This is a genomic window from uncultured Gemella sp., from assembly GCF_963525875.1.
GTDB lineage: Bacteria > Bacillota > Bacilli > Staphylococcales > Gemellaceae > Gemella.
This window is the reverse complement of the sequence record NZ_CAURMG010000004.1, coordinates 34,174-47,060: the sequence shown is the minus strand read 5'-3', so window position 1 is coordinate 47,060 and position 12,887 is coordinate 34,174. Positions and strand designations below refer to the sequence as shown.

Annotated in this window: 15 protein-coding genes; 3 read left to right on the top strand and 12 right to left on the bottom strand. The window is 28.7% G+C overall.

Annotated elements, in window-relative coordinates:
• Window position 1 precedes the first annotated feature (1 nt).
• From RWQ73_RS01420 to RWQ73_RS01385, 8 genes are all read right to left on the bottom strand, one after another.
• The gene (locus RWQ73_RS01420) at window positions 2–1,303 is read right to left on the bottom strand and encodes a Mur ligase family protein (protein ID WP_314406355.1); all 1,302 of its coding nucleotides are present in this window, start codon (window positions 1,301–1,303) and stop codon (window positions 2–4) included.
• 11 nt (window positions 1,304–1,314) lie between these two features.
• The gene (locus RWQ73_RS01415; protein WP_314085564.1) at window positions 1,315–2,031 is read right to left on the bottom strand and encodes a response regulator transcription factor; all 717 of its coding nucleotides are present in this window, start codon (window positions 2,029–2,031) and stop codon (window positions 1,315–1,317) included.
• Between the two features lie 24 nt (window positions 2,032–2,055).
• Window positions 2,056–2,787 (bottom strand): pseudouridine synthase, encoded by a 732-nt coding sequence (locus RWQ73_RS01410; RefSeq protein ID WP_314406354.1) that lies wholly within the window; start codon window positions 2,785–2,787, stop codon window positions 2,056–2,058.
• Window positions 2,788–2,796: 9 nt separating this feature from the next.
• Window positions 2,797–3,345 carry an SMC-Scp complex subunit ScpB gene (gene scpB, locus RWQ73_RS01405; RefSeq protein ID WP_314406353.1) on the bottom strand — a complete coding sequence of 183 codons (549 nt, stop codon included), beginning with the start codon at window positions 3,343–3,345 and terminating at the stop codon, window positions 2,797–2,799.
• A gap of 1 nt (window position 3,346) precedes the next feature.
• The gene (locus RWQ73_RS01400; protein ID WP_314406352.1) at window positions 3,347–4,048 is read right to left on the bottom strand and encodes a segregation/condensation protein A; all 702 of its coding nucleotides are present in this window, start codon (window positions 4,046–4,048) and stop codon (window positions 3,347–3,349) included.
• Between the two features lie 12 nt (window positions 4,049–4,060).
• Window positions 4,061–4,960 carry a tyrosine-type recombinase/integrase gene (locus tag RWQ73_RS01395; protein WP_314406351.1) on the bottom strand — a complete coding sequence of 300 codons (900 nt, stop codon included), beginning with the start codon at window positions 4,958–4,960 and terminating at the stop codon, window positions 4,061–4,063.
• A gap of 177 nt (window positions 4,961–5,137) precedes the next feature.
• Window positions 5,138–5,842: a YoaK family protein gene (locus tag RWQ73_RS01390; RefSeq protein WP_314406350.1), complete on the bottom strand. Its 705-nt coding sequence runs from the start codon at window positions 5,840–5,842 to the stop codon at window positions 5,138–5,140.
• 27 nt (window positions 5,843–5,869) lie between these two features.
• Entirely contained in the window at window positions 5,870–6,754 is an 885-nt protein-coding gene (locus RWQ73_RS01385; protein WP_314406349.1) for an NUDIX hydrolase, read from the bottom strand.
• 246 nt (window positions 6,755–7,000) lie between these two features.
• Between RWQ73_RS01385 and RWQ73_RS01380 the strand changes: the two genes are divergently transcribed.
• From RWQ73_RS01380 to RWQ73_RS01370, 3 genes are all read left to right on the top strand, one after another.
• On the top strand, window positions 7,001–7,192 hold the full coding sequence (locus tag RWQ73_RS01380; RefSeq protein WP_314406348.1) for a DUF2929 family protein: 192 nt from the start codon (window positions 7,001–7,003) through the stop codon (window positions 7,190–7,192).
• A gap of 88 nt (window positions 7,193–7,280) precedes the next feature.
• Entirely contained in the window at window positions 7,281–7,754 is a 474-nt protein-coding gene (locus RWQ73_RS01375) for an 8-oxo-dGTP diphosphatase (RefSeq protein ID WP_314406347.1), read from the top strand.
• A gap of 16 nt (window positions 7,755–7,770) precedes the next feature.
• Window positions 7,771–8,157 (top strand): thioesterase family protein, encoded by a 387-nt coding sequence (locus tag RWQ73_RS01370; RefSeq protein WP_314406346.1) that lies wholly within the window; start codon window positions 7,771–7,773, stop codon window positions 8,155–8,157.
• Window positions 8,158–8,240: 83 nt separating this feature from the next.
• On the opposite strand, the gene codY is transcribed toward RWQ73_RS01370, so the two are convergent.
• The 4 genes from codY to RWQ73_RS01350 all read right to left on the bottom strand — a co-directional run bounded on the left by codY (window position 8,241) and on the right by RWQ73_RS01350 (window position 12,819).
• On the bottom strand, window positions 8,241–9,023 hold the full coding sequence (gene codY / locus RWQ73_RS01365) for a GTP-sensing pleiotropic transcriptional regulator CodY (RefSeq protein WP_314085583.1): 783 nt from the start codon (window positions 9,021–9,023) through the stop codon (window positions 8,241–8,243).
• Window positions 9,024–9,102: 79 nt separating this feature from the next.
• A complete protein-coding gene (trmFO, locus tag RWQ73_RS01360) occupies window positions 9,103–10,407 on the bottom strand; it encodes an FADH(2)-oxidizing methylenetetrahydrofolate--tRNA-(uracil(54)-C(5))-methyltransferase TrmFO (RefSeq protein WP_314406345.1) in 1,305 nt (434 codons plus the stop codon).
• A gap of 20 nt (window positions 10,408–10,427) precedes the next feature.
• Window positions 10,428–11,678 carry a tRNA uracil 4-sulfurtransferase ThiI gene (gene thiI, locus RWQ73_RS01355; protein WP_314406344.1) on the bottom strand — a complete coding sequence of 417 codons (1,251 nt, stop codon included), beginning with the start codon at window positions 11,676–11,678 and terminating at the stop codon, window positions 10,428–10,430.
• Window positions 11,668–12,819, bottom strand: a complete 1,152-nt coding sequence (locus RWQ73_RS01350) for a cysteine desulfurase family protein (RefSeq protein WP_314085588.1) — start codon at window positions 12,817–12,819, stop codon at window positions 11,668–11,670. Before RWQ73_RS01350 ends, thiI begins: the two co-directional genes overlap by 11 nt.
• Window positions 12,820–12,887 lie beyond the last annotated feature (68 nt).

Here is a 12,887-nt window from a genome sequence, read left to right as displayed (position 1 = left end):
ATTACTTCTCCAATTCACTTTGTGTTTCTACTAACGCTGTGTAGTTAGGAATAGCTATTGCATATTTTTCACTATAACTTTTAAGTTTAACTACAGCCTCTGAAATATCTTCAAAAACAACAACATTAGCATTGACTTCACTATATTTTAATCTTAACGCTAATTCTTTTGCTCTTTTTCCAGAACAAACTATATTCTTAATATTTTGATCTTTTAATATATTAAAATCTGTATCCCATATCCAAGAGATATCAAATCCATCAGCACCATTATCATTTAAAACTAATAAATAATTAATTTCATCCTTAATTGAATTAGCTATAGCTAAAGATGCATTTAATCCAGCTGGATTTTTAGCAAGGTTTAACAGTACTGTTCCACCACTAGGCATACTAATACTTTGCATACGCCCATTTGTCGGGCTATAACTTTCTAACCCAGCTTTTATTTTATCTTCTGACAATCCTAATTCCTTTAATAAAGAATATGCTGCAAGTAAATTATAAATATTATAATCCCCCGCCAACCTAGTTTCTAATTTAAAACCATTGTTAATGGTCATATTTATAAATGGTTCAACAGAAGCTTTTGACACTTCATATTTTGTATCTTGGTGTTTAAAATTACATTTAGAACAATGATAAAATCCTAATTGACTATAATGAACATGATCATAAATCAATTCCATCCCACAATTCGGACAAAATTTAGATTCAGATATTCCAAAATCTGCAAACTTATAAGCTTCTTTAGCTATACCAAAATAAATATTATCTTCACCATATTTTGAAAGTCGCGTCACGAAAGGATCATCACTATTTAAGATTAATTGGATATTTTTACCTTCAAGTTGCTCTCCAATTGTAGCAATTAACGTATCTATTTCACCAAAACGATCTATTTGATCTCTAAAAAAGTTATTAATAACAAACTTTGTTGGAGTAATATATTTCATAACTCTCTTAATAGAACCTTCATCAATTTCGATTACAGCTAATTTTGTATTATTTTTACCTTGGATAGCAAAAGTCGAAATAATGCCATCCAACATGTTTGCCCCTTCAAAATTATTTATAAAATCTTCTCCAGCACACTTTAATGTATGTCCAATAAGATTTGATGTTGTTGTTTTTCCATTAGTACCTGTAACAAAAACAATTTCATCAAAATTACTAGCTAATTTAGTTAGAACGTTATCATTTACTTTCCTTAATACCTTACCTGGTAAATCAGTTCCTTTTTTCCCTGCTAATCTACTTGCAGTTCTAGTTAATCTTGCTATATTTCTATAAAATGCTAACATACATTCTCCTTTTATAGACTATTTTGTGTTGTGTCAAATTTATATCCAATCCCCCAAACAGTCACTATCATCTGTGCAACCTTTGGAGAAATTTTATCGAATTTTTTTCTAACACGCTTAATATGTGTATCAACTGTTCTTAAATCGGAATAAAAATCATAATCCCAAACAGCTCTTAAAATCTCATTTCTTTTAAATGCTTTATCAGGCGACTTAGCTAAAAACAATAATAAATCAAATTCTTTCGGTGTTAGTAATACCTCACTATCATCAACGATTACCTTATGTGAATTTACATCGATAATTAAACCAGGAAATACAAGAACATCTTTTGCATAAAGTTCCGGAGTATAAAAGACACTACGCTTAGTACGTTGAAGAATAGCATTAATTCTAAGCATAAGTTCTCTCGGACTAAAAGGTTTTATAACATAATCATCAGCACCCAATTCAAAGCCTTCTACCCTACTTTGTTCATCCGCTTGAGCAGACATAATTATTACAGGTGTAGCTTTAGTTTTTCTAAGTTCTGACAAAATCGACTTTCCATTCAACATAGGCAATTGAACATCCAAAAGCACACAAGAATAATCCATATATTTCAATCTTTCTAATCCATCATGACCATTACTGGCTTCATCGACAATATATCCTTCTTTTTCAAGATACATAATTAATAATTTTCTTATTCTTTCTTCATCATCTATTATTAATACTCTTTCTGCCACTATCCATCACTTCCTTATTATTTACTACTTCTCACCATTCTTAGCTTTATTAATAAGTCTTTTCACTTCATGAATAGTAAGAGTTCTATATTCACCTTTTTTTAATCCTTCTAAAGTTAAATCTTCGATAGATTCACGTTTTAATTTCATAACTTCGTAACCCAATGCTTCAAACATTCTTCTTACTTGGCGATTTTTTCCTTCATGAATCGTTAATCTAACTAAAGTATTACCACTTTTATTTTTGTTTTTTACAATATTAACTTCTGCTTTGGCAGTTTTATAATTATCAATTCTAACTCCAGAACGAAGTATTCTTAAATGATTATCTTCAAGCTTCCCATTAATTTTAGCAACATAAGTCTTTTTGATTTTATGTTTAGGGTGAGTTATTAAATTAATGAATTCTCCATCATTAGACATAATAAGAGCTCCAGATGTATCATAGTCTAATCTACCAACCGGTACTACTCTTTCATTAACACTTTCAAAAAAGTCTTTTACACATGTTCTATCTTTTTCATCAGACATAGATGTGATTACTTTTTCTGGTTTATAAAATAGATAATATCTCTTATTTTCCTTTAATAAACGAACACCTTCGACAATAATAATATCACTTGATTCAGCTTTTACTCCTAATTCCTTAACAACTTCACCATTTACACTAACTTTACCATCAAGAATTAACTGTTCAGCCTTTCTTCTTGATGTATATCCTGATGCAGCTATCAATTTTTGCAGTCTTTCTGCCATATCGTCCTCCTAATTTTGTAAAAATTTATTAATTTCTTCATTACTAACAATCTCCGATTTAGGTAATTGTTCTAAACTTTCTAAGCCAAAAACATCTAAAAAAATATCAGTTGTTTCATACAATTTTGGTTTTCCAATAGTATCTAATGTCCTATTAGACACAATAAGCTCCTTACTAACAAGAGAGTGTAATATAGAATCACTACTTACACCCCTTATTTTATCGATTTGAACTTTTGTTATTGGTTGATTATAAGCGATAATTGCCAAAGTTTCTAAAGAGGCTTTAGACAACTTGACAAGATTCTTTGAAATAACAGCTTTTTTTATTACTTCTGCCATTTCATCTCTTAATAACATTTTATATGTTGAGCCAAATTTTTTTATAACTAATGAGTTATTAACCTTATTATATTCATCACAAAATACATTTAACATGTTTTCAGCTTCATGATTCTCAACTTCCATAAAAGTAGAAAAATATTCAACATTAAGTCCTTCTTCACCTTTCATAAAAAGTAAGGCCTCAATTATTTTTTTTATTTCATCTAACAACATATTAATTTTCCTTCGCTTTATATTCTAAAATGATTTCACTATCTTTGTCAACACATAGCAATTCCTGATCTTTAATCATCGCCAGTATCCCCATAAATACTAATACAATCTCATTTTTATGTGAATAAGATTTAATAAGGTCTATAAACGATATATTTTTCTTATGTTTTAACTTATTAACTAGGTCTTCTTTAACTTGTTCAAATGATACCTCTCTTCGATAGCTTACTAATGATATTTCATTTTCAGTATCATCAAAAGATCTAAGAATATTCTCCATAGCCCTTAATAATTTTGAAGAAGGCATTCTCATCATTTCAACACTACCCTCTACATCAATATTAACACTTTCTTTATCAAGAAATTGTGCTCTTATTTTTTGAAGATTATCAAGCTTTTCACTAAGTTCTTTATAATTTTTATAATCAAGAAGCTGTTGAACTAAATCTTCCTCGTCTTCTATCGTCTCATTTTCAAACTTAGGAAGTAAATTTTTACTTTTTATATGGAGCAACGTTGCTGCCATAACAATATACTCTTCCGCATTTTCTAAAGAAAATTCATCATTGTTATTAATATATTCCAAATAACTCTCTGTAAGTTTTGCAACAGGGATATTGTATATATCAATCTCCATTTTCTCTATTAAATGCAACAGTAAATCAAGAGGACCTTGAAAAACCTCTAAGTTAACATTATACATTTATTCATTCCTTTAATTAATCGTTTTTCTTGGATGATTCGTCATCATTCTTTTCGATTTATTTTTCTCTATACTTGAGAAATACAATTTTAGACTATGAATATTTTTTAAACCTAATAACTCTTGCACTTCTTCTGCAGGAACCTTATCCTCTAGTAAATGAATCGCAAGTGAATTTCTAAAATTCATAGTATTTAATTCTTTAGTAAATCCCAAATCTTGTTGACGTTTTTTAAATATTTTCCAAAAACCTTGGCGGCTAATTCCCTCACCATCATGATTTAAGAATAATTTACTATCATCTTTAATATTAGGATACTCTTTTTTCAATTCGACTATATAATTTTCTATAGCTTCAACTGATTCTCTATTCAAAGCAATAGTTCTATAGCCATCTTTTTTTCTATATTTCAAATATCCAATTGTAGTATTAACATCTTTTAGTTCTAAGTTAATACATTCAGTAGGTTTTATCCCTATAGAATACGATAATTCAAATATTGCCTTATCACGATATCCCATCAAATTCTTAGTTTTCACATCCAAAATTTTAGCAATTTCTTGACGTGAAAAAATAACAAGTTCCTGATGTTCTTCTTTATCAATATGAACATCAATATTTATTCTATTTGGAATTATCTTTTCAATCCACAAATACTCTACAAAAATATGAACTGTCGAAATAGTTCTAGATAATGTAGCTGAAGAATAATCTTTTTCTCTCAGATAATCAATATATCTAGATATAAACTCTTCATTAAGCCAAGAATAATCATTTATTGAGTATCCTCTTTCTGCTAAATATAAAAAGATTTTCTTTAAATCTCGATCGTAAGAATTAATTGTGTTTGAAGAAAATTCTTTTTTATTTAATAAATATTCGTTGAAATTGTTTAATACTGTTTCACTCATAAAAATACCCCCTTAGTATTAAAACTACCCTAAATTTTATTTCTATATTGATTATAACATCTATAAAACTTTATGTAAATGCATTTATAACAATTTTTATTTAAATATAAAAAAATTCCAAAACAGATTCAATTCATAAGTTAATGAATTCTAAAATCGCCTTGAAATTTTATTATTTTATATTTTTTTTCTAGAAAACTTATTGTGAATTGCTATAACAAAAAGTAAATTGACACAAATAATGAATAATGGTATCAGTATAGCTTTATGTAAGTAAAATTTAGACATTGCAGCACCTAAAAGAACCCCTGATAAAAATACCCCAATTACTACCGAATAGATAAATAACGGTACAGCACTCTCTTTCTTTTTCAAAACAATATACTTATATAGGTGTTCACTCATTGAACGTAAATTTCCTGTACAAAAAACACTAGCAAAAACTAAGTTATTAATTTTTCTAAAACCATCAAATTGTATCGCACAAATAAATGAAATTACTATTGGTCTTATATCTACACCAAAGAAATTATGTTTAAATATTATTAATAATAACGCTAAAATTTGAACAATTAATAACATATAAATATGTTTAAATATAGATAGTTCTTTATACCTCGTTTCAATTATCTTACTAACTAATACTCCTATAACAAATGATAATATAGGAACTGAATAGTGTATAACCTCTGGTACATTACCTTCAATTAAATCAATACCAACAAAAATCAAATTTCCAGTTTGTGCATTCGCAAAAATTCCATCACAATTTACAAAAGTGTATGCATCAAAAAAACCACCAACCGCTGTAAGCAATAAACAAAATATTAGCTGTTCATGAACTGGTAAATTTTTATTAAATAATGTATCTTTTAAATTCATATTTCTTATAATCATCTCCTTAAAAATTTAATCAAAAATTGTATTCCAGTTTTCAGGATTTTCATAACAATCAAAACACATTTTTAATTGATCAAATGTTGTTCTCGTAGTTGATAATTCTGGTAAATTATCTAAAGAATAAAAATCAGCACCTAAGGTTTCTGTATTGTCAACAAAACTATGATTAATATACTTACATAAAACAAAAATCTTCACCATACCAAAAGGAAAATTAACATGATGATGTTTGTTATAATCCAAAACTGCAATTATTTTTAAAGGCTCTACGATTGCACCTGCTTCTTCACTAGCTTCTTTTATCACATTTTCTCTAATACTCACGTTAACGTCTTGATAGCCACCAGGAAGTGCCCATTTACCATCTAATTGTTCCTTAACTAGAAGTATCTTATTATCTTTAATTATCGCCGCCCTTGTCTCTACTTTAGGAGTCTGATAACCTAATTCACCAGCAAAATCAATTCTAATCTTTTCAACTGGTATATTGTATTTATATGCTAACATCTCACACGCAATCTCTCTAATTCTTTCAGAGCGTTCTCTATCGAATTTATCTTTACTATAAGCAAGGCTACATTGAGCTAAAAATTGTAATTCTTGTGCCCATTTCATCCAAACTTCATTTCTATATATTCTAATTATATCTTCAACACGTTTTATAAAAATAGCATTTTTAACATCCAAAAAATCATATTCTTTACTTAGTATATAAACATTTATCAGAGTATCACTAAGTCTTGTTTTATCATCTGTCAAATATAGACTATTATTTTCTATAATATTATAATCACTTAAAAATTCATACTTAATGCCTTCTTCATTAAAGACATCAAAAAGTTTATCGGAAATTTTATTTTTCAAATTTATATCAATATATACTTTTTTATACATCAGCTACCTCCATATCCTTATATTATACCATATAAAGAAGTTATTTCTAGAATTATAGGAATTTATATATAATTCTACTGTAGTAAAGAAAGAACAATTTTAAATTTAATTATATTATTATTCTACACCTTTTCACAATCATTTAAAAGAAATTTATAATTAATATAAATCTCTATAAAAATCTTGCCAGTTTTCACCTTTAGTTGTATAATAGTAGTTGTAAGTAAAAATTAAGGAGTGATAACAATGAAATATATTATTTCACTAATCTGGTCATTTATATTTGCTTTTATTGTAGTATTTATCGTATCTTCAATTTTAGGAACTAACGGTGAAGTCAATACACTTCGTGATTGTGCAATATTATCTGTTATGTTTACTGGATTTGTTGCATTATTAGACGCAGTAGGTTTGGATAAAAAAAGAAAAGAAGACTAATATTTATTTAATAAAAAAGATTTACTGAAAGTAGGTAATGAGGTATGCCCTCTTTCCTACTTTTTCTTTAAATACAGGAGAAAAATATATGAATAATATACTAGCAACAATGTGCTATGTGGACAATGGTGAAAGCTTTTTAATGCTTAAAAGAACAAAAAAAGAAAATGACATCCATGAGGGATTAACTATTAGTGTTGGAGGAAAATTCGAAGCTGGAGAAAGCCCAGAAGATTGTGTCATAAGAGAGGTTAAAGAAGAGACAAATTTAGATATAATAAAACCAAGACTTCGAGGAATTATCACATTCCCTAATTTTGATGGAGAAAAAGATTGGTATACATATGTCTATACAGCATCAAACTATAAAGGTATTATTACAGATGACTGTAATGAGGGAGATTTAATCTGGGTCAAAAAATCTGAGATTCAAAATATTAAAACCTGGGAAGGAGATTATATTTTCTTGGACTGGCTAGTTCAAGAAAAGCCATTTTTCTCTGCCAAATTCAATTATAAAGATAATAAATTTATTGACTATGAAGTAACATTTTATGAATAATAAGGAGAATAATATTATGACTTTTGAAATTAATAAAGAATTTAAAGAAGAATATATTGTAAAAGAAAATCATAGTGCTAAAAATATGGGAAGCGGTGATCTAGAAGTTCTTGCAACACCGAGTCTAGTGGCTTTTATGGAAAATGCTGCTAAAAATCACTTAAATACATTATTAAGTGCTGATTACGGTAGTGTTGGAAGCAATATAAACATAAATCACATTGCTCCAACTCTTATTGGTAAAAAAATAACAATAATAGGAAAAATTATACAAGTAATTAAAGATAAAATTATTATTTTCTCTCTAGAAGCATTTGAGGATGATAAAAAAATTGGAGATGCTGAACACACTAGAGTTATTATAAATAATCAAAAATTTATTAGCAAATTAACTAATGCATAGCAGATAAAACAAAAATTTAATCTCACACAAAAAATAAAGGCCGTAAATTTTACAGCCTTTATTTTTTGCACAATTTTTCTTAATTAAAATTCATTAGAAAACATAAGTTCTAAGAAATATTCTTTAAGTACTTTGATATAAGTACCTTTCATACCCAATGATTTAGATTCAATAATCCCAGCACTTTCTAATTTTCTTAAAGCATTAACAATAACCGATCTAGTAATCCCTACTCTATCAGCAATTTTACTCGCTATAAGTAATCCTTCTGTTCCATCAAGCTCTCTAAAGATATGCTCGATTGCCTCTTTTTCAGAGAATGATAATGAGTTCAATGCCATATTGACCATATCTTTATCACGTGCTAAGTTTTTCTCTTTATCTTGTTTCTCATGTAATATTTCTATCCCTACTACTGTAGATGCATACTCAGCTAATACTAAATCATCATCTTTAAAATCATTATCCATTCTACCGATAACTAATGTACCTAAACGTTCTCCCCCACCTCTAATAGGTAGAATAACAGTATAGCTCTTCCCTTCAAAACGCTCATGTTCTTCCTCCGGGAAAATTGACAGTGGTTCCTGGAAAGGAATATTTACTTTAGTCGCATAAACTTTTAACGTTGCATCTAAATAAGCTTTCGGGACTTTTCTATCTTGAATAATTTTTTCCATACGCTCATTTGAATAATCAACGATTGAATCATATCCTAATATATTACCTTCAGTATCTAGAATATAAACTACTGAATCTAAAATTGGACTTAGACGCATTGCCATAGCTTCGAAGTCCACATTTTCATGGCGTCCTTCTTGTAAAATTGTACTAATTTTTCTTGTTTTTTGTAATAAACTTGCCATTAATTTTCTCCTTACAAAATACTTCCTAGATTATTATATCATTAATTTTAATAAATTGTAAGACTTTTTAAAAATTAATTTAATCAATTTTGAAATTTTCTAACATTTCTAATGATCTTTTAGCATATCTTTCGTATTTTTCCTTTTTATCTTTGATTCTTTCAGGAAGAGGTTTAATAATACCAAAATTTGCATTCATAGGTTGGAAATTTTTGCTTGTATTATCTACAATATAATTAGCCATTGCACCTATCATAGTTTCAGTTGGGAAGATAATTTCTCTATCTTCAGTATTATATAGTGCATTTAATGCTGCCACAATACCAGAAGCTGCACTTTCCACATAACCTTCTACTCCTGTCATTTGACCTGCGAAATAAATATTATTCTCTTCCTTTAATCTATACGTCTTTTCTAGTAATTGTGGAGAATTTAAGTATGTATTTCTATGCATTACACCATATCGTACAATATTAGCATTTTCAAGCCCAGGAATCATATTAATAATTCTTTTTTGTTCTCCCCATTTAAGGTGTGTTTGGAATCCAACAATATTGTATAATGTACCCTCACTATTATCTTGGCGCAATTGAACAACAGCATATGGACGTTTATCAGTTTTTGGATCTTCTAATCCTACTGGTTTCATCGGTCCAAATAATAGAGTTTTCTCTCCACGTTTTGCCATTTCCTCAAAAGGCATACATCCTTCAAAATAAATTTCCTTTTCAAATTCTTTTAACGGAGCTGCCTCAGCAGTTATTAATTCATTATAAAAATTAGTAAATTCCTCTTTTGTCATTGGACAGTTTAAATATGCCGCTTCTCCTTTATCATATCTTGATTTAAGATAAACTTTCTCCATATCAATTGAATCTTTTTCAATAATAGGTGCTGCTGCATCGTAGAAATATAAACCATCTTGTTTAGTATAGTTTCTAATATCTTGACTTAAAGCATCAGATGTAAGTGGTCCTGTCGCTACAATTACAGGTACTTCACCTTTAGGGATAGTTGGTAATTCCTCCCCTATTACATTTATATTAGGATGATTTTTTATAGTTTCTGTAATCATTTCAGAGAATTTATCTCTATCAACAGCTAATGCACCACCTGCTGGTACTTGTGTAGCATCTGCACATTTAATAATAATAGAATCTAACATTCTCATTTCTTCTTTCAAAAGACCTACAGCATTAGTTATATTATTAGCTCTTAATGAGTTAGAACACACTAATTCACCAAAATTTTGAGTTTTATGAGTTGGTGTCATTTTTTTCGGTCTCATTTCGTATAAATCTACTTTAACTCCACGTTTAGCTAGTTGCCATGCAGCCTCACTACCTGCCAACCCCGCTCCAATTACTATTACTTTTTTTTCCATTAAATATCTCACTTTCTATTTTATAATAATCCTGAAAAATCTTCAGTTTCATCTTTTTTAACTTCTTTTTCTCTCATGTCTTGAGTAACTACACGCCCATTTTTATCAAATAAATATGTTTGCACACTATCTAAAGTTTCAGCAATAAGTTCAGAGTAATCATCTCTTGCTTCATATGCTTTAATTTTATCCAGTCTTGGTTTCGTCTTAGGTGCTTTAGGTGTAAAAATTGTACAACAATCCTCAAATGGTAAATTCGAAATCTCTAATGTATCAATATCTTGAGCAATTTTTATAATATCTACCTTATCCATTGTTAACAATGGACGTAAAACTGGTAAATTTGTCACTTCATTAATACAGTTCATCGACTCAAGTGTTTGAGAAGCTACTTGCCCAAGAGATTCACCAGTAGCTATTGCCAAGCAACCTTCTTTTTTCGCTACTTCTTCTGCGATACGTAGCATAAATCTTCTTGTTGATGTCATTGTATAATTTGATGGCACTCGTTTTACTATTTCAGTTTGTAACTTTGTAAAGTTAACAACATGTAATTTAATCTTTCCTACTACTTCACTTAGCTTAATAGTTAAATCGAAAATCTTTTGCAAAGCTTCAGCTGAAGTAAACGGTGGTGATTGGAAATGAATCATCTCTACTTCTACACCTTTTACTTGCAGAGTATGAGCTGCAACAGGCGAATCAATTCCACCAGATAATAATAATAGTGCTTTAGAAGAAGTATTAACTGGGAAACCACCTACTCCTTTAATAAAATCAGTAAAGATAAAAATACCTTCACTTCTTACTTCTACATTTATAATGAAATCAGGTTGTTTAACATTCACCTTTAAATTTTTATAATTAATTAACACATGACTTCCAAAAACATTATTCAACTCATTTGTATTATGTGGGAAGTTTTTATTAGGACGCTTTGTTTGAATTTTAAATTTATATTCCTTATCTAACTTACTCTCCAATAATTTATCAATGACTTTTTTAGCTTCTTCTACATCTAATCCAGCTCTCAACACAGGAGAAAAATTATGAATACCTGGAACTTTCTTCAACCTATCCATAATTTTATATACATCTTCGTTATGATCTAAATGAATATACATTCTATCTCGTTTAGTTTGAACATGAAACCCTGTTAATCCTTGTAAATTATAACGAATATTTTTTGTAAGTTTTTTTAAAAACTCATTTCTATTTCCAGATTTTAACGTAAGTTCTCCGTACCTTACTATAATATGACTAAATTCCACTTTCAATTACCTCTTTAAATTTCTTATTGTATTCATCTATAAATACTTCTACAAATGTTTCAACATCTTTTTTAGTAGTCTCGTATGAAAAACTAACACGTATGCTACCTTCAATATTCTCTTTTGATAACCCTCTAGCAAATAATGCCTCATTTAAATGAAAAGTTTTTGAAGAACATGCACTAGTCGTTGAAACCATAACCTCTCTCTCATTCAAAGCATTAACTATCGCTTCTCCTTTTATCTTAGGTAAGCTGATATTAATAATCGAGTCAACAAAATCATCTCTTAATGGAGAATTTATAACAATATGCTTATACTTAGAAAATTCATCAACTATTAATTTTTTATATTCATGATGATTTTTTTTAGCATTATTAATCTTTTCTTGAGACAATCTTAAAGCTTTTGCTAAACTTACAGCAGCTGCAACATTAACCGTTCCAGAACGAAGACCATCTTCTTGCCCACCACCAAAAATAACATTATGGACAGTTCTTCTTGATTTTAGATATAAAACACCTATACCTTTTAAGCCATGAAACTTATGCGCAGAAATAGAATAACTATCAACTTTTGAAAGATTTATATCATCCTTTAATATTCCTTGTACACCATCAACATGAAAATGCACTTTTGGGTAGTCCTTAAGAATCTCAGAAATCTTGTCAATCGGTTGAATCGCTCCAAAAATATTGTTAACTTGCATCACACTTAATAAAATAGTCTCTTTTGTTAATAAAGTCTTCAAATGTTCTAAATCAATTAATCCATATTCATCTACATTTACATAATCTAATATAAAACCACGTCTTTCTAGTTCTCTAAATGATTCAAGAACAGACGGATGTTCAATTTTAGAAACTATAATTCTATTTCCGAAATCTTTCTTATGTTCTACACTTCCTAATAAGGCGATATTATTACTCTCTGTAGCACATGAAGTAAAAAATACTGAACCTTCGTCTACGCCTAAAATAGATGCCACCTGTGCTCTTGCTGCAGAAAGGAGTTTATTAGTAGTTTTCCCAAATTTATTGATACTTGCGGGATTACCAAAATATAAATTATTTACTTCTACAAATGCATTTAAAACTTCTTTATATGGTTTAGTCGTAGCACAATTATCTAAATATATCATACTATCTACCTTTCTATTTATTATTAATCAAACTTCTGTATTTAAAATAAACACAATTTAAACCACTT

Excerpts from the sequence above, each read along its gene's own strand:
- RWQ73_RS01420 (WP_314406355.1), bottom strand. The coding sequence starts at position 1,303 with ATGTTAGCATTTTATAGAAATATAGCAAGATTAACTAGAACTGCAAGT.
- RWQ73_RS01410 (WP_314406354.1), bottom strand. The coding sequence starts at position 2,787 with ATGGCAGAAAGACTGCAAAAATTGATAGCTGCATCAGGATATACATCA.
- scpB (WP_314406353.1), bottom strand. The coding sequence starts at position 3,345 with ATGTTGTTAGATGAAATAAAAAAAATAATTGAGGCCTTACTTTTTATG.
- RWQ73_RS01400 (WP_314406352.1), bottom strand. The coding sequence starts at position 4,048 with ATGTATAATGTTAACTTAGAGGTTTTTCAAGGTCCTCTTGATTTACTG.
- RWQ73_RS01395 (WP_314406351.1), bottom strand. The coding sequence starts at position 4,960 with ATGAGTGAAACAGTATTAAACAATTTCAACGAATATTTATTAAATAAA.
- RWQ73_RS01390 (WP_314406350.1), bottom strand. The coding sequence starts at position 5,842 with ATGAATTTAAAAGATACATTATTTAATAAAAATTTACCAGTTCATGAA.
- RWQ73_RS01385 (WP_314406349.1), bottom strand. The coding sequence starts at position 6,754 with ATGTATAAAAAAGTATATATTGATATAAATTTGAAAAATAAAATTTCC.
- RWQ73_RS01380 (WP_314406348.1), top strand. The coding sequence starts at position 7,001 with ATGAAATATATTATTTCACTAATCTGGTCATTTATATTTGCTTTTATT.
- RWQ73_RS01375 (WP_314406347.1), top strand. The coding sequence starts at position 7,281 with ATGAATAATATACTAGCAACAATGTGCTATGTGGACAATGGTGAAAGC.
- RWQ73_RS01370 (WP_314406346.1), top strand. The coding sequence starts at position 7,771 with ATGACTTTTGAAATTAATAAAGAATTTAAAGAAGAATATATTGTAAAA.
- codY (WP_314085583.1), bottom strand. The coding sequence starts at position 9,023 with ATGGCAAGTTTATTACAAAAAACAAGAAAAATTAGTACAATTTTACAA.
- trmFO (WP_314406345.1), bottom strand. The coding sequence starts at position 10,407 with ATGGAAAAAAAAGTAATAGTAATTGGAGCGGGGTTGGCAGGTAGTGAG.
- RWQ73_RS01350 (WP_314085588.1), bottom strand. The coding sequence starts at position 12,819 with ATGATATATTTAGATAATTGTGCTACGACTAAACCATATAAAGAAGTT.